At 67.3% G+C, this 24,018-nt stretch carries 20 protein-coding genes, 1 other RNA gene and 2 pseudogenes; 17 read left to right on the top strand and 6 right to left on the bottom strand.

Annotated features, from left to right (window positions below; genetic code table 11):
* Nucleotides 1-13: 13 nt before the first annotated feature.
* From hemW to ACCQ05_RS04755, 6 genes and pseudogenes are all read left to right on the top strand, one after another.
* Nucleotides 14-1,171, top strand: a complete 1,158-nt coding sequence (gene hemW / locus ACCQ05_RS04780) for a radical SAM family heme chaperone HemW (RefSeq protein ID WP_372393070.1) — start codon at nt 14-16, stop codon at nt 1,169-1,171.
* A 353-nt stretch (nt 1,172-1,524) separates the two neighbouring features.
* A pseudogene (locus ACCQ05_RS04775) lies at nt 1,525-2,521 on the top strand (DUF1631 family protein); the annotation flags it as partial.
* A gap of 77 nt (nt 2,522-2,598) precedes the next feature.
* A pseudogene (locus tag ACCQ05_RS04770) lies at nt 2,599-3,927 on the top strand (DUF1631 domain-containing protein); the annotation flags it as partial.
* Nucleotides 3,924-4,271: a PilZ domain-containing protein gene (locus tag ACCQ05_RS04765; RefSeq protein ID WP_228963190.1), complete on the top strand. Its 348-nt coding sequence runs from the start codon at nt 3,924-3,926 to the stop codon at nt 4,269-4,271. The pseudogene ACCQ05_RS04770 and the gene ACCQ05_RS04765, both read left to right, overlap by 4 nt.
* Nucleotides 4,272-4,331: 60 nt before the next feature.
* On the top strand, nt 4,332-5,657 hold the full coding sequence (pepQ, locus tag ACCQ05_RS04760) for a Xaa-Pro dipeptidase (protein WP_372393068.1): 1,326 nt from the start codon (nt 4,332-4,334) through the stop codon (nt 5,655-5,657).
* 28 nt (nt 5,658-5,685) lie between these two features.
* On the top strand, nt 5,686-6,084 hold the full coding sequence (locus ACCQ05_RS04755; protein ID WP_104539963.1) for an XVIPCD domain-containing protein: 399 nt from the start codon (nt 5,686-5,688) through the stop codon (nt 6,082-6,084).
* A 322-nt stretch (nt 6,085-6,406) separates the two neighbouring features.
* Here ACCQ05_RS04755 and ACCQ05_RS04750 read toward each other — a convergent pair whose 3' ends face one another.
* Nucleotides 6,407-7,738 carry an aminopeptidase P N-terminal domain-containing protein gene (locus ACCQ05_RS04750; RefSeq protein ID WP_372393067.1) on the bottom strand — a complete coding sequence of 444 codons (1,332 nt, stop codon included), beginning with the start codon at nt 7,736-7,738 and terminating at the stop codon, nt 6,407-6,409.
* Between the two features lie 10 nt (nt 7,739-7,748).
* Nucleotides 7,749-8,291, bottom strand: a complete 543-nt coding sequence (locus ACCQ05_RS04745; protein ID WP_372393066.1) for a YecA/YgfB family protein — start codon at nt 8,289-8,291, stop codon at nt 7,749-7,751.
* 238 nt (nt 8,292-8,529) lie between these two features.
* Here ACCQ05_RS04745 and ACCQ05_RS04740 point away from each other — a divergent pair, with 238 nt between their 5' ends.
* The 8 genes from ACCQ05_RS04740 to ACCQ05_RS04705 all read left to right on the top strand — a co-directional run bounded on the left by ACCQ05_RS04740 (nt 8,530) and on the right by ACCQ05_RS04705 (nt 12,895).
* Nucleotides 8,530-8,751, top strand: coding sequence for a TIGR02449 family protein (locus ACCQ05_RS04740; RefSeq protein ID WP_372393065.1), 222 nt, complete (start codon nt 8,530-8,532; stop codon nt 8,749-8,751).
* Entirely contained in the window at nt 8,748-9,047 is a 300-nt protein-coding gene (locus ACCQ05_RS04735) for a cell division protein ZapA (RefSeq protein WP_104539960.1), read from the top strand. Before ACCQ05_RS04740 ends, ACCQ05_RS04735 begins: the two co-directional genes overlap by 4 nt.
* Nucleotides 9,048-9,143: 96 nt before the next feature.
* Nucleotides 9,144-9,327, top strand: a non-coding RNA gene (gene ssrS, locus ACCQ05_RS04730) — 6S RNA.
* A 220-nt stretch (nt 9,328-9,547) separates the two neighbouring features.
* Nucleotides 9,548-10,138, top strand: a complete 591-nt coding sequence (locus tag ACCQ05_RS04725) for a 5-formyltetrahydrofolate cyclo-ligase (RefSeq protein WP_372393064.1) — start codon at nt 9,548-9,550, stop codon at nt 10,136-10,138.
* A complete protein-coding gene (locus tag ACCQ05_RS04720; protein ID WP_167394479.1) occupies nt 10,135-10,611 on the top strand; it encodes an EVE domain-containing protein in 477 nt (158 codons plus the stop codon). Before ACCQ05_RS04725 ends, ACCQ05_RS04720 begins: the two co-directional genes overlap by 4 nt.
* Before the next feature lie 98 nt (nt 10,612-10,709).
* Nucleotides 10,710-11,357, top strand: coding sequence for a ribose-5-phosphate isomerase RpiA (gene rpiA / locus ACCQ05_RS04715; RefSeq protein ID WP_372393063.1), 648 nt, complete (start codon nt 10,710-10,712; stop codon nt 11,355-11,357).
* A 169-nt stretch (nt 11,358-11,526) separates the two neighbouring features.
* Nucleotides 11,527-11,973, top strand: a complete 447-nt coding sequence (locus ACCQ05_RS04710; protein ID WP_228963183.1) for a DUF192 domain-containing protein — start codon at nt 11,527-11,529, stop codon at nt 11,971-11,973.
* Between the two features lie 40 nt (nt 11,974-12,013).
* Nucleotides 12,014-12,895, top strand: a complete 882-nt coding sequence (locus ACCQ05_RS04705; protein WP_104539957.1) for a SirB1 family protein — start codon at nt 12,014-12,016, stop codon at nt 12,893-12,895.
* An 83-nt stretch (nt 12,896-12,978) separates the two neighbouring features.
* Here the strand turns inward: ACCQ05_RS04705 and ACCQ05_RS04700 are convergent, their stop codons facing one another.
* A complete protein-coding gene (locus ACCQ05_RS04700; protein ID WP_146091842.1) occupies nt 12,979-13,218 on the bottom strand; it encodes a rubredoxin in 240 nt (79 codons plus the stop codon).
* 23 nt (nt 13,219-13,241) lie between these two features.
* On the opposite strand from ACCQ05_RS04700, the gene thiE reads away from it, so the two are divergent.
* Nucleotides 13,242-13,865, top strand: a complete 624-nt coding sequence (thiE, locus tag ACCQ05_RS04695; protein ID WP_372393062.1) for a thiamine phosphate synthase — start codon at nt 13,242-13,244, stop codon at nt 13,863-13,865.
* 826 nt (nt 13,866-14,691) lie between these two features.
* On the opposite strand, the gene ACCQ05_RS04690 is transcribed toward thiE, so the two are convergent.
* Nucleotides 14,692-17,871: an outer membrane beta-barrel protein gene (locus ACCQ05_RS04690; protein WP_228961372.1), complete on the bottom strand. Its 3,180-nt coding sequence runs from the start codon at nt 17,869-17,871 to the stop codon at nt 14,692-14,694.
* A 302-nt stretch (nt 17,872-18,173) separates the two neighbouring features.
* Here ACCQ05_RS04690 and hemL point away from each other — a divergent pair, with 302 nt between their 5' ends.
* A complete protein-coding gene (gene hemL / locus ACCQ05_RS04685; RefSeq protein WP_228961373.1) occupies nt 18,174-19,463 on the top strand; it encodes a glutamate-1-semialdehyde 2,1-aminomutase in 1,290 nt (429 codons plus the stop codon).
* 453 nt (nt 19,464-19,916) lie between these two features.
* The gene (locus ACCQ05_RS04680; protein WP_228961374.1) at nt 19,917-22,685 is read left to right on the top strand and encodes a winged helix-turn-helix domain-containing protein; all 2,769 of its coding nucleotides are present in this window, start codon (nt 19,917-19,919) and stop codon (nt 22,683-22,685) included.
* A gap of 149 nt (nt 22,686-22,834) precedes the next feature.
* Here the strand turns inward: ACCQ05_RS04680 and azu are convergent, their stop codons facing one another.
* Together azu and ACCQ05_RS04670 are read right to left on the bottom strand one after the other, a co-directional pair.
* Entirely contained in the window at nt 22,835-23,284 is a 450-nt protein-coding gene (gene azu / locus ACCQ05_RS04675) for an azurin (protein ID WP_228961375.1), read from the bottom strand.
* Between the two features lie 229 nt (nt 23,285-23,513).
* On the bottom strand, nt 23,514-24,017 hold the full coding sequence (locus ACCQ05_RS04670; RefSeq protein ID WP_228961376.1) for a RidA family protein: 504 nt from the start codon (nt 24,015-24,017) through the stop codon (nt 23,514-23,516).
* Nucleotide 24,018 lies beyond the last annotated feature (1 nt).

The following is a 24,018-nucleotide window of genomic DNA, read 5'->3' as shown; positions in this document are numbered from 1 at the left end:
GACGCGTGGTGCCATGCCTGAGCTGATTCCGCCGCCGCTGTCGCTCTATGTGCACCTGCCCTGGTGCGTACGCAAGTGCCCGTACTGCGATTTCAATTCGCATGCGGCCAAGGGTGCGTTGCCGTTCGACGATTACGTGGATGCGCTGATCCGCGATCTGGATGCGGATCTGCCGTTGGTCTGGGGCCGGGTGGTGCATTCGGTGTTCTTCGGCGGTGGCACGCCCAGCCTGTTTCCGCCTGCGGCGATCGACCGCTTCCTGCAGGCGGCCGCGGCGCGGCTGCGGTTTGCGCCGAATCTGGAAATCACCCTGGAAACCAATCCGGGCACTGCCGAACATGGGCACTTCGAGCATTACCGCGCCGCAGGCGTAAACCGCCTGAGCTTCGGTGTGCAGAGCTTCGACGATGTGGCGCTGCAACGGCTCGGCCGCATCCACGACAGCGGCGAAGCCGAACGTGCGATCAAGCTGGCGCAGGATGCCGGCTACGACAATCTCAACATCGACTTGATGTACGCCCTGCCCGAGCAGACGCTGGCCCAGGCCGAGCACGACCTGGAACGCGCCTTCGCGCTGCAGCCCACCCATCTGTCGCACTACCAGCTCACGCTGGAGCCGAACACGGTGTTCTTCGCGCGGCCGCCCACGGGCATTCCCGACGACGATGCGGCCTGGGATATCCAGGAACATTGCCAAGCCTTGCTGGCAGAGGCCGGCTACGCGCAGTACGAAGTCAGCGCCTACGCCAAACCGGGGCGGCAGTGCGCGCACAACCTCAATTACTGGCGCTTCGGCGATTACCTGGGCATCGGCGCCGGCGCGCACGGCAAGATCAGTTCCGGCGCGCAGCAGCAGGTGCTGCGCCGCTGGAAGCACAAGCATCCGCAAAGCTATCTGGCCAGCGCCGGCACGGCGGCGTCGATCGGTGGCGACGACCTCGTGCCGCGCGAACGGCTGCCGTTCGAATACATGCTCAACCTGCTGCGGCTGCACGAAGGCTTCCGGCTTGCCGACTTCGAAGCCTGCACCGGGCTGCCGGCCTCGGCGATTGCCGCACCGCTGGCGCGCGCGCAGGCGCAGGGCTGGCTGGTCGAGCACGACGGGCGCCTGCTGCCCACCGAACTGGGCCGCCGTTTCACCAACGACGTGGTCGAGCTGTTCCTGGACTGACTGCCGCCGCGCGCAACAGGTGAGCGGCCTGCGCCACGCAGGCACGGCAAACGCGCTACCGCAAGATCACCACCGGCCAGATGCAGCTGGCGGCGGCACAACGCAGTCTCTGCGCGTCAGCCGACCGGCAGCGGCCGCGCCCGCCTGGCGACTACCTGCCCGCTGCAGCGGCCGGCCCGGTGGCTGCAGCTTGCTACCGGAGGCGAACCTGCTCGGGCTCACGACAGGACAGCCCGCAGGTCTGCAATCGCCTGCGCCTGTGGAGAGCAACGGCCGGACAGCTTCCGCACGCAGGTTCGCTCGGTAGCGGAAACATGCTACATAGCTCACGCTTCGAACCGAGCCTGCCCCGGATGTCCACGCCCGCCTCTTCCTTGCAGCCCACGCTCAGCGGCCCGATCGCCGATGCGCCAGTGTCCGCGCGCGGCCGGCGCCTGCTGGGCATGTTGCATGCGCACTGCGTGCAGGCGCTTGGCGGGCCGCTGCGGCTGACCATCGTCGAGCTGGAGCGCGAGCTGCTGCACAAGGCCGAACATGCGCGCAACAGCCAGATCCAGGCCGACACCTACGCGCAGACACGCGGGCTGCGCGATCACATCGACCGCTTTCCGCAGCGCTTCCTGCAGGAACTGGCGCAGGACCTGGCCAACCTGCACACACGCCCTGCGTTGATGCCGCCACCGGATGCGGCGGCGCATCCGCAGATGCTCACGCTGGTGGAAGACACCGAGATCGACCGCGACATCGTGCTCAGCGAGATCGCCCGGCGCGAAACCTCGCGGCGCGCCGATGCACTGCAATTGCTCGCGCAGCGGCTGGCGGTGATCGGCGCGGTGCCCGAATTCGAACTGGAAGCCCTGCCGCTCGGGCCGTACGCGCTGTGCCGGATCCTGCGCGAGTGCGGCCACGCGCTCGGGCTCAACCTGGATGGGCAGCTGACCCTGTACAAGGTGTTCGAGCGCCAGGTGATGGACCGGCTGGGCGACCTGTTCGAACGCGCCAATAGCGCCCTGGAACACGAGGGCATCCTGCCGGGACTGATCTATCACCCGTACCTGGTCAAACCCACCCAGGTCCAGACCCGGCGCACGGCACCGGCCGCCGCGGGCACGCCGAAGGATGCGACCAGCCGCGGCAGCGCACAACGCACGGGGCGCCCGGCCACCGGCTGGAGTGGCGCAGCCGCACCGACCGCCTGGCAGAGCGCGCTGCTCGATCCGCAGGGCACCGCCGCTGCAACGCCGGCTGCTGCCGCCAAGGGCGCAGCGGCCGGCTCACCGGCACTGGCCGATGCCGCGCAGGCGCTCGGTGGCCTGATGTCCTCGGCGCGCCAGGCACAGATCGCCGGCAACGCGCAGCAAGGCGCCGCGCCAGGCAGCCTGGTGCAGGCCGCCGCGGCACAGCCTGCCATGCCGCCCGCTGCGGCGGCCTCGGCTGCGGTGCCCAAGGCCGCGCTCGGCGAGGCCCTGGCCAGCCTGCAAGGCGCCCTGCGCGCGCAGACCGACCCGCTGCCGCAGGCCAGCGGTATCGATGCGGTCCAGCGTCAGGTGCTGGAGGTGCTGCGTGCCCAGCATGGGCCCGGCGCGGCGCTGTCGCCGCAGGACACCGACACCTTCGACCTGCTCGGCTTGCTGTATGCGCAGATGCAGCGCGAGGTCCGCGAGCACACCCCGGCACAGGCGCTGCTGGCCAGACTGCAGGTTCCGGTGGTGCGCGCCGCGCTGACCGACACGCATTTCTTCGTGCGCGACCAACACCCGGTGCGCGAGCTGCTCAACACCGTGGCCGAGTCCGGCGCAGTGTGGCTGGGCGAAGACGATATCGACCCGCAGCTGCTGCACAAACTGGGCAGCGCGGTCGACCGCATCGTGGACACCTACCAGGGCGACGAAGCGGTGTTCGCCGCCGCCAACGACGACATCCAGGCGCACCTGCGCGCGCTCGGCCGCAAGGCCGAGGTTGCCGAACGCCGGCACGTGGATGCCGCCCGCGGCAAGGAGCGGCTGGAATCGGCCAAGCAGCAGGCCCAGGCCCGCATCGAAGACCTGTGCGAACGCAGCGCACCGCCGCGCTTCGTGCAGTCGCTGCTGCGCCAGGCCTGGTCCGATGTGCTCACCCTCACCCTGCTGCGCCAGGGCGAACAATCGCCCGAATGGGACGAACGCCAGGCCTTGACCGCGCGCATCGCCGAGGTCACCTGCCGCAGCAAGGGCGAGCCCATCGACAGCGCGCTCGCCACCGATGTGGAAACCGCGCTGCTGCAGGTCGGCTACCACCACGACGAAGCCGCCGCGATCGCGCGCCGCCTGGCCACGCCCGGCGGCGAGGACGCACTCACCTCGCGCACCGAGCTCACCGCCAAGCTCAAGGCGCGCGCACGGCTGGGCGACCAAGGCGAGGGCGCAGCGCGCAAGCCGGCCGCGGCACCGCGCACGCCGGTCGAAGAGGAGTACTACACGCAACTGCGCAGCCTGCCCTTCGGTACCTGGTTCGAATTCACCATCAACCAGCAGGGCGACCTGCGCCGGCAGCGGCTGTCCTGGTACAGCCCGATGACCGACCACGCGCTGTTCGTCAATCAACGCGGGCAGAAGGTGGGCGACCACTCGCTCGACGGTCTGGCGCGGCTGATGGCCAGTGGCCAGGCGCGGCTGTTGGTGGAAGAAAAATCGCGACTGATCGATCGTGCCTGGCATGCCACCGTACGCACGCTACGCAGCCTGGCCGGCCAATCCCCCGCCGAGACATCGCCATGATCCAGGACACCCGCCGCGCGCCCCGACGCCAGCCCAGCGACCTGGTGCCGGTCATCGACATGCTGACCGAGGCGCAGATCGGCCGCGTCGGCAATGTCTCCGAGACCGGCATGTTGCTGTTGGCCTCGGTTCCGCTGCACGACGATGCGCTGTACCAGCTGCGCTTCAGCCTGCCCGAGCGCATCGGCCGCGCGACCGAGATCGATGTCGGTGTGCACCTGCTGTGGTCGGACGCGGCACACGCACCGGGCCAGGCCTGGGCCGGCTTTCGCTTCCTGAGCATGTCCGAGCCGCATCGCCTGCGCCTGCGTGCCTGGATCGCCGAAGAACACATGGTGGGCTGACCGCGTCACCGGGTTTGCGGCAAAATCGATGTTTGCTTCGCATCGCCGATCGAGTCCTGCATGACCCAGCCCTCCCTGAGCCGCCTGTATTCCGACCACCTGCGCACGCTCACCGCGCGCGCCGACCAGGCGCTGCAGCGCGGCGGTTTCGATCATCTGGTGGTGCCCAGCGGCAACCTGCATTACCAGGTGTTCGACGACCGCGATTACCCGTATGCGGTCAATCCGCAGTTCAAGGCCTGGGTACCGCTGACCCGGGTGCCCAACAGCTGGCTGGTCTACACACCGGGCCAGCGACCGACGGTGATCTTCCATCAGCCGTTCGACTACTGGCATGTGGTGCCCGATGCACCGAGTGGCTGGTGGGTGGAGCACTGCGATATCCACATCATCCGCACGCCCGAGGAGGCGCTGACGCTGCTGCCCGCGCGCAGCGAACGCTGCGCCATCCTGGGCGAGGCCAACAGCGCGCTCGGCGCCTACGTACCGAACAACCCGCAGCCGGTGCTCGATGACCTGGAGTATCGGCGCGCCTTCAAGACGCCTTACGAACTGGCGCTGATGCGCATCGCCCAGCAGCTGGCCGTGCGCGGCCATCGCGCCGCCGAAGCCGCGTTTCGCGCCGGCCAGAGCGAATTCGGCATCCACATGGCCTACTGTGGCGCAGTGGGCCAGGACGCCAACGAACTGCCCTATGGCAACATCATCGCGCTCAACGAGCATGGCGCGGTGCTGCATTACACCGAGCTGGGCCAGCAACCGCCGCAACCGCTGCGCAGCTTCCTGATCGATGCCGGCGCCTCGGCCCACGGCTATGCCAGCGACATCACCCGCACCTATGCCGCCGACACCGGCAGCGAGTTCCAGGCGTTGATCGATGCGGTGGACGCCGCGCAATTGCGCATGGGCCAGGGCGTGCGTGCCGGCGTGGACTACAGGCAGCTGCATGTCGATGCGCACCTGGCGCTGATGGGCATCCTCAAGGACTTCGGCATCCTCACCGTCTCGCCCGAGGCGGCCCTGGCCACCGGCGTCAGCGCCGCATTCTTCCCGCACGGCCTGGGCCACCTGATCGGCCTGCAGGTGCATGATGTGGCTGGGTTTGCCGCCAGCGACCAGGGCGGGCGCATCGAGCGGCCCGCGGGTCATCCGTATCTGCGCCTGACCCGCGTGCTGGAGCCGGGCATGGTGGTGACCATCGAACCGGGCGTGTATTTCATCGACATGCTGCTGGAGGAAGTCAAACGCAATGGCCACGCCGCCAGCATCGACTGGCAGCGCGTGGAATACTTCAAACCCTATGGCGGCATCCGCATCGAAGACGAAGTGGTGTGCACCGACGACGCGCCGGAAAACCTGACGCGCCCGGTATTTGCCGCCGCATGACCGGCCCTGTGCCGCACGGAGCATTCCCATGAACGACCCACGTCAGGCCTCGCATCCGGACCATCCGATGTATCAGCAGATCGAACGCGGCGTGCACGCGATCGACGCCGCGCACGGGCGCACGCCCGACCAGGCCAGCGCGCGGCTCACCGCCGCGCTGTTGCCGCTGGCCAAGGAGAACGGCCTGTCGCGCGTGGATCACGTGCTGATGAGCCAGGCGAACGGCACCGGTGTGCACAGCGGCGAGAACGTGTTCGTGGTGCAGGGCGAGCCGACCAACCCGGCGCATCTGCGCGCGCACATGAAGACCGAGCAGGCGCTGAGCACCCCCGAAGCGCAGTCGTTCGAGCGTGCACGCCAACTCACCGGCCCCGGCGAGCAGGAACAGCAGCCAGAGCGCAGCCAGACGCCGCAGCTGGGGCAGTAGCACCTACAAGGCACCACAGCTGGCACTGCGGCGATCGCGGCGATCCCGGCGAACAGAAAGATGGGCAGGTGAGGCGCGGCATCCACGCGCTCGCACCGGACCCTGCGCAGGCTACGGCGCGTGCATCGGGGGGCGTACGCATTGCCTCCACTGCAGCCGCCCTCAGCTCGACACCGCGGCAAAGGCATCGGGCCTTGGCGCCTGCCATCTCCGCTCGATCTCATCGAGAAGGACACCTGCAGTCGCCGTCGGCGCCGGGAGGTACGCGCCGCGCACGCCAGCGCCGCTAGCGAGGCACACCAACCGCACCGGAGAAACCACCTCAGGCGACGACGCCCGCCATCTCCGCCTCGATCTCATCGGCGCTGCGCGCCAAGGCATCGGTCAGAACCCGGTGGCCGTCGGCGGTGATCAGCACGTTGTCTTCGGTGCGGATGCCGATGCCGCGCCACCGGGCCTCCACCGAGGTGTCGTCGGCGGAGACATACAGCCCCGGCTCGATGGTGAACACCATGCCCGGTTCGAGCAGCCGCGACTCGCCGGCCAGCTTGTAGTCGCCGACATCGTGCACGTCCAGGCCCAGCCAGTGACCGGTCTTGTGCCGGTAGAACCGCTTGTAATGACCTTCGTCGATGTTGCGCTCCAGCTTGCCCTTGAGCAGGCCCAGCCGCAGCAGGCCTTCGGTGAGGGTTTCCACGGCGGCCAGATGCCCCGCCTCGTAGGCAACGCCCGGGCGCGCCTGCGCCAGCGCAGCGGCCTGCGCGGCACCGACCAGCTCGTGCAGCGCGCGCTGGGCCGGGGTGAAGCGGCCGTTGACCGGAAAGGTGCGGGTGATGTCGGCCGCATAGCCGCGGTACTCGGCGCCGGCATCGATCAGCACCAGCTCGCCATCGCGGCTGCGTGCGTTATTGGCGCGGTAATGCAGCACACAGGCATTGCTGCCGGTGCCGACGATGCTGCCGTATGCCGGCCACGCATCGGCGGCGCGGAATTCGCGTTCGATCTCGGCCTGCAACGCGTATTCGTGCACGCCCGGGCGCGCCAGCCGCATCGCTGCACGATGCGCGCGCACGCTGATGTCGGCGGCCTGCTGCATCAGCGCGATCTCGTCGCGCGACTTGAACAGGCGCTGCTCGTGCAACAGGTGTCCCAGCTCCAGGAATTCGTGCGGCGGCTGCGCGCCGTGGCGCACCTGCTCGCGCACGCGCTTGAGCCAGCCGATCAGCTTGAGGTCGAAATCGACATCGCGGCCGAAGTGGTAATACACGCGGCTGCGTCCTTCGAGCAGGCCCGGCAGGATCTCGTCCACATCGTCGATGGGATAGGCATCGTCCATGCCATAGCGCTCCACCGCCCCTTCCTGGCCCTCGCGCGGGCCGTCCCAGGCTTCGCGCTCGGCGTCGCGCTCGCGGCAGAACAGGATCGCCTCGCCATGCTTGCGGCCGGGCACCAGCACCAGCACCGCCTCGGGTTCGGGAAACCCGCTCAGGTACCAGAAGTCCGAATCCTGCCGGTACGGGTAGTGGGTGTCGTGGCTGCGTACGCGCTCGGGCGCAGCCGGCAGGATGAGGATGGCGTGCTCGCCGGCCATCTGCATCAGCTGCCTGCGCCGGCGCGCGTATTCGGCAGCGCCGATCCCGGTGAGCTTTTTCATAGGGCGACGATCAGTTCAGACGTTGGCGGAAACGCGGCCCCATCACGCAGTCGCCATGCAGCAACAGCACCGCCACGCGCACGAATTCCTCGATCTCGGCCAGCGCGGTATCGTCTTCCTCGCCGGCATCGAAATCCTCGCTGGAGGCCTGCGCCAGACGCGCCAGGTCCTGCAAGGCCTCCTCGCCTTCCTCGGTCAACGCCGGGCGCTGCTGGGCGGCCAGCCCGAAGCCGCCCAGAAAGGCGCGACACCAGTCGAACAAGGCGTCGGTGCGCGCCGGCAGCGGGGCGCCGTCTTCGACCAGCAACAGCTCGAAGGCGAAGTCGCGGTCTTCCAGCTGCGCCACGGTGGCCTGGCGCAGCTGATCCAGCGCGCCGCCCTGCATTGGCGCCACCTGGGAGGGTTCGGCAAGGATGCGCGCCAGCCAGTCGGCGCTGTCGGCGCCGCCACCAGACAGCCATCCGCACAGCCCGCCATGCAGCTCCGCCGCAGAGGACGCCAGCGCGAGCTGGCGGCTTTCGGTTTGCACGGCGGTCACATCAGGCAGATCCATCGAATCATCCAGGCTAGGAACGGAAGGTGCCCGCACATGCCGGGCGATTTGACTTCTCAGTGTACCAAGGCGCCCTCCTCCTTCGCCGCCATGACGAAGTTCCATGCAGCGTTCCACGGCCGTCGCGGCGGGCGCGGACCACGGGGGAGCAAGCCTTGGCAGGCCTGCGCTTGCGGGGCACCGCCGTCCGTCGTTCGCGCGCTTGACCGCCGCGCGCACGCCCCCCTATCGTGGGTGCATGGACAACGCCGCCGCCCTCGCCCAGATCCGCGCACTTGCCACCCGCGTGGAGGCGCTGGTCGAGCGTACTCAACGGTTGACCGACGAGAACCGCAGCCTGCGGCACCAGCAGGAACAGCTGATCGGCGAGCGTTCGCAACTGCTGACCAAGAACGAACAGGCGCGCTCGCGCGTGGAAGCGATGATTACGCGGCTGAAGTCACTGGAGCAGCACACGTGAGCAGCAACGAACCGGTCAGCGTGCGCATTCTGGATCGTGAATACACGGTGGGCGTCACCGCCGAGGAACGCGAGAGCCTGACGGCCGCCGCGCGCTTGCTGGATCTGCGCATGCGCGAGATCCGCGGCAGCAACCGCATGGCGGCGGTGGACCGCGTCGCGGTGCTGGCGGCACTCAATCTGGCGCATGAATTGCAGCAACTGCGCGACCAGCAAGCGCTGTACGACCGTGAATTGGCGACCACGCTGGATAGCTTGAATCGTCGTCTGGACAGCGTGGCCGATACGCCACGTTGAGGCGCACGTCGCAGTGCCGTCGCAAAGATGAACTTTCGAACGCGCGTACCGACGAATGGGCTAGCCATCGCGCGGCAGAGGTCTATAATTCGCCTGCGTTCTCTGCTGTAAACGACAGCGTGCAAAACATTCGCCTTGTCCCTTAATTACGACCACGGGGGCGCGACGAAGCCGGGTGTGCAAGTCCGCCTCGTAGCGGGAAGCCCGATGGCCTCACAACGTCCCCACTTGAACCCCGGGTTCAAGGTCGTTTCGCCCGCATCGTCACGGCGGAGAATGCAAATCTGAAACGGCGCCTTCGGGCGTCGTTTCTTTTTGTGCGATTGAACATGTCTGCGGCCCCCACCCGTGATGCAAGCCTTGACGCCCACGCCGGGACCCAGTTCCATCGAACCACCGCTTACCGGGTCGCTGCGCAACAGGCGACCGCAGCGCAGGCGCTGCTAGGCAGGCGTGCGCGCGGCAACGACAATGCATCCCCCTTCTGCGGCGAGAAAGCGATGACCCAGGATCGAGAGGCGTTACGCCAGCAATTGCGCGCGCAGCGCCGCAGCGTGCCGGCTGCGCAGCGCCTGGCCGCCGCCGATGCCTTGGCGTCGCGCTTGCTGGCGCTGCCGTTTGCGCCGCAGACCGGCGCGGTGGCGGGGTATTGGGCGATGGATGGCGAGATCGCCCTGCATCGCTGGCAACTGAGCCTGCCGGCGGGCGTGCGCTACTGCCTGCCGGTGCTGGACGGACGCGCGCTGCGCTTTGCGCCGTGGCAGCCGGGCCAGGGGCTGGTCAGCAACCGCTATGGAATCCCGGAGCCAGAGGTGGCGCTTGCCGACACCCTGGCACCGGAAGACATGGCCTTAGTGATCGCTCCGCTTACCGGCTTCGACGCGGGTTGCCGGCGGCTGGGCATGGGAGGCGGCTGGTATGATCGCAGCTTCGCGTTCCGGCATCGCCAGGCGCCGCCGCCCTGGCTGGTCGGCGTCGGCTTCGCCGCGCAACAGGTGCCTGCCCTGCCGACCGAACCCTGGGACGTGGCGGTAGATGCCATCTGCACCGAACACGCCACTCTCCTGAAAGACGACGCCGTTTCCGTATGACTGCCCGCAAGCGCTACTGGTTGATGAAGTCCGAGCCGGACACCTTTTCCATCGACGATCTGCAACGCGTCGGCACCGAACCGTGGAATGGCGTGCGCAATTACCAGGCGCGCAACTTCATGCGCGACGGCATGCACGTGGGCGATGGCGTGTTTTTCTATCACTCCAACTGCAAGGTGCCCGGCATCGTGGGCATCGCCAGGGTGGCCAGCGCCGCTTATCCGGACGATACCCAGTTCGACCCGAAATCCGACTACCACGACCCCAAGTCCAGCCGCGAAGACCCGCGCTGGATGCTGGTGGATGTGGCGTTCGAGCGCAAACTCAAACGTACGATTTCGCTGGACGAGATCAAGCAGCACGCCGATGCGCTGGGCGAAGGCTTTCCGCTGATCGCGCGCGGCAACCGCCTGTCGATCCTGCCGGTGACTGCCGCGCAGTGGAAGCTGCTGTTGGCGATGGAATCGCCGTGATTCGGGATTCGGGATTGGGGATTCGCTCAATGCCCGCAGCCCGACGTGCACCGCTCTGACGAATCCCGACTCCCCAATCCCCAATCCCGAGCCCAAACATGTCCGAAGCAAAACGCCTGGCCGCCGAGAAAGCCATCGATTACGTGGAAGACGGCATGATCGTCGGTGTGGGCACCGGCTCGACGGTGGCCTATTTCATCGATGCACTGGGCCGTATCGGCCATCGCATCAAGGGTGCGGTGTCCAGTTCCGAACAGAGCACCGCACGGCTGCGCCAGCATGGCATCGAAGTGCTGGATCTGAACCACACCGGCAATCTGTCGCTGTACGTGGATGGCGCCGACGAGTGCGACCCGAACCGCTGCCTGATCAAGGGCGGCGGCGCGGCGCTGACGCGCGAGAAGATCATTGCCGAGGCCAGCGAGCGCTTCATCTGCATCGTCGACCCGAGCAAGCAGGTGCCGGTGCTGGGCAAGTTCCCATTGCCGGTGGAAGTGATTCCGATGGCGCGCAGCCTGGTGGCGCGCCAGATCCTGGCGCTCACTGGCGGCCAGCCGGTGTGGCGCGACGGCGTGGTCACCGACAACGGCAACGTGGTGCTGGACGTGCACAACCTGCAGATCACCGACCCGGTGGCGCTGGAGCGCAGCGTGAACCAGATCCCCGGCGTGGTCTGCGTGGGTTTGTTCGCGCGCCGCCCGGCCGATGTGGTGATCGTCGGCGGCGAACCGCCGCGCGTGCTCTGACGCACCACGCGCGGCCCCATTCGCGCGCCCATGCCGGGCGCGGAGACCAGGCAGCCTGCACCCGGCGATGCAGGCCCCGCATGGCTCTGGTGGGCTGGCATGCCGGCGGCTTGACGCACGCCGGCGCATGACAGATGGTGCGCCATCCCTCGCCTCGTCGGTCTGCCGCATGCGCCCTGTCCGCTTCCTCGCCCTTGCCTGCCTGATCCTGCTCGCCGGCTGCGCCAGCCGCGGCGCGTGGGTGGAACTGGCCGGCACGCGCTATCAGGTGGAGGTGGCGCAGAACGATGCCGATCGCATCCGGGGGCTGATGTTCCGCGACGCCATGGACGAAGACCGCGGCATGCTGTTCATCCACGACCGCCAGGAACCGCTGGCGTACTGGATGAAGAACACCAAGATCGCGCTGGACATCCTGTATTTCGACGACCAGCGCCGGCTGGTCTCGCAGCAGCGCGATGTGCCGCCGTGTTCGGCCGGCGATGCCTGCCCGTCCTATCCCAGCAAGGCGCCGGCCCGCTACGTGCTGGAGCTCAATGCCGGCCAGGCCGCCAGGCTCGACCTCCAGGATGGCACCGAACTTGTTTTCAGTCCGGATATTCCCAAGCTGAAGTGATTCACAGCGATGCGGTGTCTCCTGTCAGGAAGTACCGGACTTGAACCCCGCGCCGCTTGCCGACACTCTTGGCAGCATGGTCGACATGCTCCCACTTCCCCATTGGACCGCGCTCGCCAGCCTGGACGACGATGCGGTGCCGTTGATGTCCACCGCGCTGCTGATTGCGCGCGACGAGTATCCACAGCTGGATGCCGAGCTGTATGACACTCTGGTGCAGAGCCACGTCGAACACCTGCGCCGCGAGGTGGATGCGATCGACCTGTGGCCGCTGAAGATGGCCGCGGTCAACCGCTACCTGTTCGATGAGCTGGGCTATTGCGGTAATCACGACGAGTACTACGACCCGCGCAACAGCTATCTCAATCAGGTGTTCGAGCGCCGGCTGGGCAACCCGATCTCGCTGGCGATGGTGCAGATCGAAGTGGCCCGGCGCCTGGGCATCCCGCTGGCGGGGGTCTCGTTTCCCGGGCATTTCCTGGTGCGCCTGCCGGTGGACGACGGCGTGCTGGTGATGGACCCGTTCAACGGCGGTCGCCCGCTGGGCGTGGACGAGTTGCGCGAGCGCGCCCGCCCGCACCTGGGCGGTGAGATTCCCGACGACCGCGCGCTGGCGCAGATCCTCGACCCGGCCCCGCACCGCGCGATCCTGATCCGCATCCTGCGCAACCTGCATGGCGTCTACGCCGATGCCGAGCACTGGGACCGCGCCGCGCGCAGCGCCGACCGCATCCTGAAGCTGGTGCCGGACCAACCCGAGGCGTTGCGCGACCGCGGCATGGCCTACCTGCACCTGGGCCACCGTTCCGGTGCACGCCACGATCTGTCGCGTTACCTGCTGCTCAATCCAGGCGCGCAGGACGCAGGCAATCTGCACGAGCACCTGGTCGAGTTGAATAGTCAGCGCGCTCGCGCGCACTGAGCCTGCCCGCATCGCGATCCGCTTGGCCGCCGCAGCGTGGCTCTGCTGCCCGTGATCGATATCCGATCCAGGCGGGCAGGAGCTCAGTCGATCTCCACCATCTCGAAGTCGTCTTTGGTGACGCCGCAGTCCGGGCAGGTCCAGGTGTCGGGCACGTCCTGCCAGGCGGTGCCGGGGGCGATGCCTTCTTCGGGAATGCCGTCGGCCTCGTTGTAGAGAAACCCGCAGACGACGCACATCCAGGTGCGGTAGGTGGTCGTGGATGTGTCGCTCATCGGATAATCGCGGTCACGTAACGGTGGGACTGCATTGTCCCACTCCACCCTCCGCTTTCGGAAGCGCTGCCATGCCCAACCGTCTCGACGCCCGCGGCGTGTACCTGATCACCCCCGACGAGCCCAACACCCAGCGCCTGCTGTTGCGCACCGCGCCGTTGTTGGCGTCTATCACCTGGCTGCAGTACCGCAACAAGCAGGCCGATGCGGCGCTACGGCTGCGCCAGGCCAGCGCCCTGCGCGAGGCCTGCGCGGCGCACGGCGTGCCCTTGATCATCAACGACGATACGCAGCTGGCCGCGCAGGTCGGTGCGCAAGGCGTGCACCTGGGCGAAGACGATGGCGAGGTGGGAGCCGCACGCGCGCTGTTGGGGGAGCGGGCCATCATCGGGGTGTCGTGCTACGACGAGATCGAGCGCGCGCGCGCCGCCGCCGCCGCGGGTGCCAGCTATGTCGCGTTCGGTGCGTTCTTCCCGACCACCACCAAGCAGACCACCCGGCGCGCGACGCCTGCGCTATTGCAGCAGGCTGCCGAGCTGGGCCTGCCGCGGGTGGCGATCGGCGGGATCGCGCCCGCACAGGTGCCCGAACTCGTCGCCGCCGGCGCCGATCTGATTGCCGTGGTCAGCGGTGTCTATGCGGCGCCGGATCCGGTCGCCGCGGTGCAGGCATATCGCGCCGGGTTTGGGTCGTAGTGCTGCAAGCGTTGAAGACGATTGACGCTGGCTGCGTCGTACGCCGCTCGCGCAAGATTGAATGGATTGCTTGCACCACGTGTACCGACCATCGTGACGGGTTCTTGCCAGCTCACCGTCGCGGGCGGGCAAGGGCCGTGCAGCAAGGTCGCAGCGTCGAGGGCGCGGTGCCCTCACCGCTCGCGGGACACGCCGCAAGTACGTCCATGTAGGCTCGGTGGCGGCATCCATGCCGCCACACGGTCCCGCAATCGGCGAGGACACCACGCCAGACAGTTGGCTGGTGGTTTTGTTGAAGAGCATTAAAGACACCGCGTCGCTGGTTGCTTTTTTACAAAGGTGTCCACCGACCATCTCGACTGGTCCTTGCCCGCCCACCGTCGCGGGACCCTTGGCGGCATGGATGCCGCCACGGAGCTTACATGGACGTACTTGCAGCGTGTCCTGCGATGGTGGGTGGGCAAGGGCCCTGCAGCAAAGGCGCAGATGATCCGCTCTGCGCCTGATCTGTCCGTATCGAGCAATCAGGTTGAAACACCTGAAATGTGCGTATCGCGAGCGCCTGGCGATCTTCAAGTCCGGTCGAGGGCGCGGCGCCCTCACCGCTCGCGGGACACGCCATTAACCCGTCCATGGGGGCTCGATGGCGGCATCCATGCCGCCACACGGTCCCGCAATCGGTGAGGACACCACGCCAGACAGTTGGTTGGTGGTTTTACTGAAGAACGAAGACACCGCGTCGTCAGCCAAGCCATCTCCCAAAACAACAACAGCGACGCGTGCTTTCACGCGTCGCTGCTGGGACTGCCTTTGTTGCTTGATCCGATTAGAAGTCGTAGCTCAACGTCACCCGGCCAGAGCGCGGCGCCTGATAGGCCACCACCTGGTTCCACAGCGGATTGGTGGTGTTGTCGGGCAGCTGTGAGAACGGGTAGATATTGGTCGCGGTCTGCTCGTTGGTGATGTTGAACACGTCGAAACGCAGCGCCAGCTTGCCATCGGCGAAGGACGGCTTGTAGGTCACGCCCATGTCGAGCTGGGCGATCCAGCCCAGGCGGCCCTGCGAGCCCGGAGGCGATGCCACGCCGGTGCCGGTCTCCGGGTTGTAGCAGTAGTGGTACGGACCACCGGTGATCGCACTGCCGCCATAACCGGCCGGATCGCGGCCGCTGTACTCGGTGCCGTAGTAATTGCCCAAGCAGTTATGCGGCGCGCCGGAGATCAGGCTGAAGTTGGCCGAGGCGCCCCATTGCGGGTTGAATTGGTAGAAGCCGAACAACTTGAGCTGGTGACGGTGGTCGTTGGATTGATCGCCGTTGAAGTGTTCCATCAATGCCGGGTGGTCCCAGCTCTGCGTGGTCGATACCGAGGCCTGGCCCTGGTAGCTGCCCAGCGCGCCGCCGGTGCGCCACAGGTCCGAGCGCACCTGCCCTTCGGTGGTGCCGTAGCTGTGCGACCACACGTAGTTGACCTTGGCGTACCACTGGCCGTCGAACGGGCGCTCCAGGTTGAATTCCACCGCCGAGTAGTTGCGCTTGAACTTCGGGAACCCCGCCGCCTCGCGGCTCACCGACACTTCGTGGAACTGGCCATCGGTGCCGATCACGCCCCAGGTATTGGTCTGACCCGGATTGATCAGCGATGCGCCGGCCACCTTGGAAAAATCGATGGTCACGCCTTGCGCGGCCGCCGCGTCGATCAAGGCGGTATTGGAGACGTCGTAGTTCTGGTCGTCGATACCGGCATTGAGGCGACGGTGCGTGCCGCGCACGCCCAGCACCCAGCCGCTGTCGAGTTGCTTGGTAACGCCGAGGATGAGTTCGTCCTGATTCTCGCCTTCGATGTCCTTGGCCACCGCGGTGCGTACATCGGCAATGCGGCCGAAGCGCGAGTTGGCCGAGACCGCCGAGCCCAGTTGCTGCGCAAGGACCGGCGTGCCGTCGGGATTGATGCCGCTATAGGTGAAGTAGGTGTCGGTGGTGGTGGCCGGGGTGAACAGGCTCACCGCCGACAGCGGCAGGCCGAGGTAATAACGGCCGAGGTTGCCGAAGACCTTCAGGCTGGAATCGCCGTTGACGTCCCAGCTGAAGCCCAGGCGCGGCGCCCAGGCATTGTCCACTTCGATGTAGGGGTCGCCGAACGGGGTGTAGTTGGTGAATTCGTCCTTGCGCAGGCCCAGGCTGAGCAGCAGGGTGTCGGTGACCTGCCATTTGTCCTCGATGTAGTAGGCGCGTTGTTTTGCCTCGTACGAGTACAGGCTGGTGTTGATGTTGCGTACCACGTAATAGCCGCTGGATCCGTTGACCGGATCCACCAACCCCGGGCTGGGGGCGCCGATGCCACCAGCCTCGTTGGCCGACTGGCTGACCAGCCCGCCGGTGGCCAGGCCGTTGGGATCGTTGGTCTGGCCATAGGTCCACGCAAAGCCGGGGCCGGACAGCACCGACCCTACGTCGATGCCTTCGGACTTCTGGTTGTCGATACCGAAGTTGAGCGTGTGATGGCCGATGCGCCATTCCAGATTCAGACGCTGATTGTCTTTCTTGTATTCGCGGTCGGGCGAACTGACCGAGGTGACCAGTTGATTGCCGATGCGTGGGGTGCCACCGGTGTAGGCCGGATTCTGCAGCGCGGCGCTGTTGATCACCGGACCATTGGCGGCGTCGTAGTTGAACGGCGTCAACTCGTCGGGCGTGGTCATCTTGCCGTACAACGCAGTCACGGTGAGGTTGTCGCCGATATAGCCGGTGTACTTGCCGGTGAACAGGGTCGGGCCGGTTTTCCAGGTGGATTCGTCGGTGAGATAGCTGCCGCGCTGGCGGTCGACGTAGTTGTAGCGGTAGATCGATCCGCTGGTCTCGGCTTCGTCGCTGGCACCGGTCACCTCGATCAGGTGGTTGTCGGTGATGTTCCAGTCCACCTTGGCGTACCAGCGCTTCTGCTTGTAGTCGTAATCGGTGAGGCCGCCGGTGCGGCCGTTGTCGGTGTCGCGATTGGTGCCCACGCGCACGCCGTCCGAATCCACCTGCTCGGCGGCCAGGAAGAAGAACAGCTTGTCCTGGATGATCGGACCGCCGACATAGGCGCTGTAGGTGGTCTGGTTGGCTTCGGCTTCGCTGGCCGGCTGGTACAGGCCATTGGCCGCGCGCGCGTAGCGGTAGGCGGCGTTGTTGACGGTGCTGGCCTGGCTGTCCGGACGCCAGTAGATGTCGCGCTGGTCGGCTCGCAGGCCGTTGGGTTCCCAGATGACGGCGGCGCCGAACTTCCATTCGTTGGTGCCGCGCTTGCCGATCTGGTTGATCACACCGCCATTGGAGCGGCCGAACTGCGCGCCGTAGCCGCCTGTGAAGATTTCCTGCTGGTCGATGGCGCCGTAGGGCAGGGTCAGGCCACCCAGGTTGTTGCTGATGGTGGTGGTGTTGAAACCGTTGAGGTAGTACGCGTTTTCGCTGGCGGCCGAGCCGCCGAAGCTGGGCAGCGAGCCGCCGAGCGGGCCGTTGTCGAAGCCGCCGCTGTTGACCACCACGCCCGGCGCCAGCAGCGCGATCGCTTCGGCGGTGCGGCCCAACGGCAGCTGCGCCAGCTGTTCGGCGGTGACCACGGTGCGGGTATCGACGCTGCTGACGTCGATGGTGGCCAGGCTGGCGGCATTGACGGTGACGCTGTCCAGGGTCTGCACGCCGCTCCCCGCGGCGCTGGCGGCGAACGAGACGTCGGTGTTGGCGCCGACGGTAATGGCCACGTTCTCGCGGGTGTCCACCACCGCGCCGTCGCGCTTGACGGTCACCTTGTAGGTGCCCAGCGGCAGGTTGCCGGCGGTGTAACGGCCGCGCGCATCCACCGGCACTTCGCGGCTGAGGCCACTGTTGTTTTCCACCACCACGCTGGTGCCATTGCCCTGGCCCACGCTGCCGACGATGCTGCCGGTGGTCGACTGCGCGTGTGCACTGCCGATGGCCACCACCAGGGCCAACGCCAGCGCACGCTTCTGGATACTACGGTTCATGCTTTCTCCCCAAGTCTGGAACTGTCGCAAGGCGACCAATGAACGGGGCCAACGGCCACCGGAATCACACTTTCTGAACATCGGCGGCAGGGCGCCAATGACCGCGTGCCATCAGCTCATGCCCAACCGTCGAGACCGTCGCGTTCGATCATAGGCAGCCGGGTTGCCCTACCCGCCGGCTCCGACGGGTAGGCGAGCCTCTGCCGGGTAGGCGCGCGAGGCTGCAGGCCTGACAATGGCGCACGCGATGCCCACGACCGGGCATCGGTGCCCCCATCGGTATTCCTCAAGGATCTGCGCGCATGAACCACACCCGCTCCCACGCCCTGTTCGCCCAGGCGCAGACCCTGCTGCCCGGCGGTGTCAATTCACCGGTCCGGGCGTTCAAGTCGGTGGGGGGCCAGCCGTTCTTCGTGGCGCGCGCCGATGGCCCGTATCTGTACGACGTGGACGACAACCGCTACATCGACTACGTGGGTTCGTGGGGCCCGATGATCGCCGGCCACAACCACCCAGCGGTACGCGAGGCGGTGGAACGCGCCATCCGTGACGGGCTGTCGTTCGGTGCGCCGTGCGCAGCCGAGGTCACCATGGCCGACACCATCACCCGGCTGGTGCCCTCCTGCGAGATGCTGCGCATGGTCAACTCCGGCACCGAGGCCACGCTGTCGGCGGTGCGCCTGGCACGCGGCGCGACCGGGCGTAACCGCATCATCAAGTTCGAAGGCTGCTATCACGGCCACGGCGACTCGTTCCTGGTCAAGGCCGGCAGCGGCATGCTGACCCTGGGCGTACCCACATCGCCGGGCGTGCCGGCGGGCCTGAGCGAGCTGACCGCCACGCTCAGCTTCAACGATTTCGAAGGCGCCACCGCCCTGTTCGACGAGATCGGCGCCGACGTGGCGGCGGTAATCATCGAACCGGTGGTGGGCAACGCCAACTGCATTCCACCGCTGGCCGGCTACCTGCAGCACCTGCGCACGCTGTGCACGCGGCATGGCGCGCTGCTGATCTTCGACGAGGTGATGACCGGTTTCCGCGTGGCCCTGGGTGGTGCGCAGGCGCTGTACGGGGTGACGCCGGACCTGACCACCTTCGGCAAGATCATCGGCGGCGGCATGCCGGTGGGCGCCTACGGTGGCCGGCGCGAGCTGATGGAGCAGATCGCCCCGGCCGGGCCGATCTACCAGGCGGGCACCTTGTCGGGCAACCCGGTGGCCATGGCCGCAGGCCTGGCGATGCTGGAGCTGGTGCAGGCACCGGGCTTCCACGCCCGCCTGAGCGAGGCCACAGGCATGCTGTGCGAAGGGCTGGAAGACGCCGCGCGCGCGGCCGGCATTGCGGTCACCACAAACCAGGTGGGCGGCATGTTCGGATTGTTCTTCACCGACGAAATCGTGGAGAGCTACGCCCAGGCCACTGCCTGCGATATCACTACGTTCAACCGCTTCTTCCACGCGATGCTGCAGCGTGGGGTCTACCTGGCGCCGTCTGCGTACGAGGCCGGCTTCATGTCCAGCGCGCACGATGCGGCGGTGATCGACGCCACGCTGGCGGCCGCACGCGAGGCCTTTGCCGAGGTGGCGCGCTGAGCCGCGCGCCTTGCTGATGGCCAGCACGACGTAGCGAGCGATCTCAGGCAGCCATCCGCCCTGGCTCGACGAGCAGGTGTGACAGTTCGCCAGGCAGGCGCGTGGGTCGCCGCCGCGCGCGTTCATCGGCACCGATGAACGCCCTTGCCGATCTTCATCCATCGCTGCCGAGCGACGGCGGCCGCACCGCGCATCGCCTGACCCGTCGCACCACCGGCCTCATCGCTCGCGGCGATCTCGGCACCATGCGGCCAGATGCCTTTGCTTTTGTCTGGTGGCTGTCATACCTTTCTGAAAGGTGTCCACGGACGGGCATGGGTGGGGACCCTCGAAGCAGCCGATCCGCGGTTGTCGCCTTCGCAGCGACAGGCTTGCCGTCGCCGCTGTTTCATCCTGTCATGCAGCGCATCGAGCCGGCGCGCTGCCGACGCCTGCCACGGCCGCCCTCGCCTCATGCTCAAGCCTGTTGCGTTGCTCGCTCCGCGCCCGCCACCGTCGCGCGACCATTCCCTTCCCGACTGGCTGCTTGCCGGCAAGCTGGAGCCGCCGTTGCCGCGCCCGGGTGCGGTGCTGCGCGAGGCACTGCTCACCGCACTGGAGCGGGCGCAGGCACGCCCGCTCACCCTGCTGTTGGCGCCGCCCGGCTTTGGCAAGACCACCGTGCTGGCGCAATGGCATGCCCGGCTGCAGGCAAGCCAGCATATGGCCGTGGCGTGGCTGTCGCTGGATGAGGAGGACGCCGATGCCGGGCGCTTCCTCGGCCATCTTGCCCTGGCCCTGCAGCACGCGGGCGCGGATGCCGCACTGTGCGCCAGCGTGTTGCAGAGCCGCGACCAGGAGCCACGCACCGCCGTCAGCCTGTTGATCCGCGCACTGCGCAAGGCACCGCGCCCGATCAGCGTGATTCTCGACGACTACGACCGCATCGGCAGCGCAGCGGTCGATGAACTGGTACTGCGATTGATCGAACACGGCGGCGGGCGCCTGCATCTGTTGCTGGCCACCCGCCGCATTCCCGCACTACCGCTGGCGCGGCTGGACCTGCAGGCGCAACTCAGCCGCCTTGGCAGCGCGCAACTGGCACTGGACGCCGACGAGGCGCGCGCGTTGCTGGGGCCGCAGATCCCTGCGCCGGTACTGGACGCCTTGCTGCACTACACCGAGGGCTGGCCGGTGGCCTTGCATCTGGCCCGCCTCTGGCTGGAAGGCGATGCGCAACGCCAGCAGGAAGTGACAGCGCGTTTCTCCGGCCGCAGCGCGCAGATCGCCGCCTACCTGGCCGAACAGGTCGTCAACGATCTGGATGCGGACACGCGCGACCTGTTGCTGCGCACCAGCCACCTGGAGCGGGTCAATGCGTCACTCGCCGATGCACTGCGCCAGCGCGAGGACAGCGGTCGGCTGCTGGCGCGCCTGGAACACTTCCATGGCCTGCTGGTGCCGCTGGATGGCGAACGCGAATGGTTCCGCTATCACCCGCTGTTTGCCGACTTCCTGCAGCAATTGCTCGACCGCGAGCATCCCGGCCAGGCCATGAACCTGCATCAACGTGCGGCGCGCTGGTTCGGCGAGCACCAGCATCTGGCCGACGCGGTACGGCATGCCGCGCGCGGCGAGTGCGGTGGTCTGGCCGCCAGCTACATCGCGCGTGCCGGCACCTGGCAATTGCTGCTGACGCAGGGCACGCACGCGGTGCGTGGGTTGTTGCGCCACTTCGACCACCGCACCATCCGCGATACGCCGGCACTCAACCTCACCCAGGCGCACCTGCACCTCAAGCTCGGCGAATTCAGCCACGCGCGCCTGCTGCTGGAGCGCTTCCGTGATTTCCCGGCCGCACTGCGCGAGCCTCAGCAACGCGACTACACCGTGGTGGTGGCGCTGCTGCGCGACCGCCTGGATGAAATCTGCGGCAATCCGCACGGCCTGACCCAGATCGCCGCGCAGGCCGACGCACTGGACGACGACGACCACCTGGGCCGCGGCATGCTGCTGTGCATCTGCGCCAATACCGCGCTTGCACAGGGCGCGTTTGCAGTGGCCGAGCGGCATGCGCTGGCCGCACGCGATGCGATGCGCCGCGGCGGCAGCGATCTTGGCGCCAGCCAGGCGCTGCTGTCGCTGGGACAGAGCCTGTTCTACCGCGGCCAGCTCGGCGAGGCCGACGCCTGCTACCAGCAGGCCCTGCAGTGCAGCGCGCGCTCACCGCAGCCGGATCGTGTATTGCAAGCCACAGCGCATTGCCTGCTCGCGCAGCTGCACTACGAGCGCGGGCACCACGACGATGCGGCCGACCTGCTGCATCCGGCGCTGGAACTGCTCGAACAACACGATGGCAGCGCCGATGTGCTGGCAGCCGCCTACGACACCGCGCTGGGCCTGGAACGCCTGCGCGATCGCAGTGGACGCAGTGCCCTGGCGTTGCTCGAACACATCGAACAGATCGCCCACGGGCGCAAGCTGGCGCGGCTGTCCGAACTGGCCGCCGCGTGGCGATTGATGGCGCTGCTGGAGCACCCGGGCAACACGGCCATCGACCTGCTGATCGCCCGCACCGGCGGCGAATCCGGCCTGGCCCACACGCTGCGCGCCGCGCACCGCTGGCGTGACCGTGCCGCGATGGGTTTTGCGCTGGCACGCTGGCATCGGCTGGCCGGGCGCAGCAATGCGGCGCTGAGCATTCTTGGCCAGATCGAACAGGCCTGCATCGGCAGCGACAATGCCTGCCATCTCGCGCGCACCCGTGCACGCATCGCACTGGTGCTGCAGCAGCGCGGCGAACTGCGCGAGGCACTGCCGCCGCTGTACAGCGCACTGGAGCACGTGGCGCTGACCCAGAGCTGGCAGGCCATCGTCGAACTTGGCCTGCCGGCCAAGGCAATGCTGCGTTCGCTACGTCAGCACGACCCGCACACCGTTGCCGGCACCACGCGTGCATTGACCATCCAGGCCTTGCTCGAACGGCTCAGCGGCGACGAAGACCCGGCCAGCGACATGTTCAGCGAGCGCGAACTGGAAGTGCTGGCGCAGCTGGCACGCGGCTACTCCAACAAGCAGATCGCCCGCCACCTGCACCTGTCGGAAAACACCGTCAAGTTCCACCTCAAGAACCTGTATCGCAAGCTCGACGCACGCAGCCGCGAGGGCGCGCTGGCGCAGGCGCAGCAACGGGGCGTGTTGCGTGGCCAGGATCCGCAGCAAGCAGAGGACGCGCCGCGCTAAGTGGCGGGGCACCTGGCGGCGCTCGCCCGACCTGCGTCTTTCACGGACGGCAGCGCCTGCGTTTGCAGCGCGTGATCGCTGCAGGCAACGCTCACGTCAATGCACCGGCACTCCGCACGCCACAGATGCACGCTGCCCCCGCGACCAGATCAGCCGAAGCGCAGCGTGCCCTTCATCATCGCCCAGTGCCCGGGGAACGAGCAGAAGAACGTATACGCGCCGCCCTTGGTCAATTTGCTGGTGGCAAAACTGACCGTGGTGCTCTGGCCGCCGCCGATGACCTTGGTATGCGCGATCACGCGCACATCGGCCTTGGGCAGATAGCTGTCCGCGATGCTCGATCGCACGCCGGCGTTGGCAACCGGCTGGAAATCGGCGGTCTTGGTCAGCACCCAGTTGTGCCCCATCACGGTGGCGGCCATCTTGCCGGAATGCTTGAGCGTCAGCTCCACCTGCGTGCAGTCCGGCGCGATGGCGATGGCGCTCTGGTCGAACTTCATCTGGTCGTTGCCGGTGATGGTCACCGCGCAGGTCTTGGCCCAGGCCGAAGGCGCGAGCACCATCGCGCCGAGCACGGCGATCGTGGAAAACAGTTTCAAGGCATGACTCCTACAATCAGAAATGCACGATGCGTCCAACGCAACCGTCGCCGCGCGCAGTGCGTCGGCGCTTCCAGGGTAACCGCTTGTCGGGATCAACAGAACCGTACACCGGCCGCTGCCACGGTGGGTGGGCAGCGCCTGGCGCAACGCGTCACCGCCATGCGTCTGCATGACGATGCGAAGCGGCGACTTTCTTGAGCTTCTCCGGCAAGGCAACGACACCCACTCAGGGACGCACGGCCACCACTTCGATCTCCACCCGATACAGCGGGTTGCCCAATGCAGCGATCTGGAACGCCGAGCGCGCCGGCAGGTTGGGCTGTTCCTTGGTACCGAAGAACTGCCGGTAGCCTTCCATGAACCCGTTGAAATCCATCTTGCCGCCCATCGCCGGATCGCCCACCAGGAACACCTGCATCTTCACCACATCGCCCATGCCCAGTCCGAGCGATTTCAGCTGGTCCTGGATCTGCTTCAACACGCTGACCGTCTGCGCCTTGGTATCGCCATAGGCGGCAGGTGACTCTTTCGGTGCGCTCGCATCCACCACCGCCGGCACCTTACCACTGACGTACACAGTGGCCTTGCCGGCAGGAATCTCCACCGCGGCGGCAATCGGAAAATCGCTATTGGGAATCTTGTGGCGGATGACATCGGCAGCGTGCGCGGCGGTCAGGCTTGCGCACCACACTGCGGCAGCGGTGACGGCAAACAACATGGAACGGGACATG

The organism is Xanthomonas sp. NCPPB 3582 (assembly GCF_041475735.2).
GTDB lineage: Bacteria > Pseudomonadota > Gammaproteobacteria > Xanthomonadales > Xanthomonadaceae > Xanthomonas > Xanthomonas codiaei.
This window is presented reverse-complemented; position numbering and strand designations above follow the sequence as displayed.

What these genes read in the sequence shown, in the direction of transcription:
- pepQ (WP_372393068.1), top strand. Translation starts at nt 4,332, where the DNA reads ATGACCCAGCCCTCCCTGAGCCGCCTGTATTCCGACCACCTGCGCACG.
- ACCQ05_RS04740 (WP_372393065.1), top strand. Translation starts at nt 8,530, where the DNA reads ATGGACAACGCCGCCGCCCTCGCCCAGATCCGCGCACTTGCCACCCGC.
- rpiA (WP_372393063.1), top strand. Translation starts at nt 10,710, where the DNA reads ATGTCCGAAGCAAAACGCCTGGCCGCCGAGAAAGCCATCGATTACGTG.
- ACCQ05_RS04755 (WP_104539963.1), top strand. Translation starts at nt 5,686, where the DNA reads ATGAACGACCCACGTCAGGCCTCGCATCCGGACCATCCGATGTATCAG.
- ACCQ05_RS04670 (WP_228961376.1), bottom strand. Translation starts at nt 24,017, where the DNA reads ATGTCCCGTTCCATGTTGTTTGCCGTCACCGCTGCCGCAGTGTGGTGC.
- thiE (WP_372393062.1), top strand. Translation starts at nt 13,242, where the DNA reads ATGCCCAACCGTCTCGACGCCCGCGGCGTGTACCTGATCACCCCCGAC.
- ACCQ05_RS04765 (WP_228963190.1), top strand. Translation starts at nt 3,924, where the DNA reads ATGATCCAGGACACCCGCCGCGCGCCCCGACGCCAGCCCAGCGACCTG.
- hemL (WP_228961373.1), top strand. Translation starts at nt 18,174, where the DNA reads ATGAACCACACCCGCTCCCACGCCCTGTTCGCCCAGGCGCAGACCCTG.
- hemW (WP_372393070.1), top strand. Translation starts at nt 14, where the DNA reads ATGCCTGAGCTGATTCCGCCGCCGCTGTCGCTCTATGTGCACCTGCCC.
- ACCQ05_RS04690 (WP_228961372.1), bottom strand. Translation starts at nt 17,871, where the DNA reads ATGAACCGTAGTATCCAGAAGCGTGCGCTGGCGTTGGCCCTGGTGGTG.
- ACCQ05_RS04680 (WP_228961374.1), top strand. Translation starts at nt 19,917, where the DNA reads ATGCTCAAGCCTGTTGCGTTGCTCGCTCCGCGCCCGCCACCGTCGCGC.
- ACCQ05_RS04720 (WP_167394479.1), top strand. Translation starts at nt 10,135, where the DNA reads ATGACTGCCCGCAAGCGCTACTGGTTGATGAAGTCCGAGCCGGACACC.
- ACCQ05_RS04725 (WP_372393064.1), top strand. Translation starts at nt 9,548, where the DNA reads ATGACCCAGGATCGAGAGGCGTTACGCCAGCAATTGCGCGCGCAGCGC.
- ACCQ05_RS04710 (WP_228963183.1), top strand. Translation starts at nt 11,527, where the DNA reads ATGCGCCCTGTCCGCTTCCTCGCCCTTGCCTGCCTGATCCTGCTCGCC.
- ACCQ05_RS04745 (WP_372393066.1), bottom strand. Translation starts at nt 8,291, where the DNA reads ATGGATCTGCCTGATGTGACCGCCGTGCAAACCGAAAGCCGCCAGCTC.
- ACCQ05_RS04750 (WP_372393067.1), bottom strand. Translation starts at nt 7,738, where the DNA reads ATGAAAAAGCTCACCGGGATCGGCGCTGCCGAATACGCGCGCCGGCGC.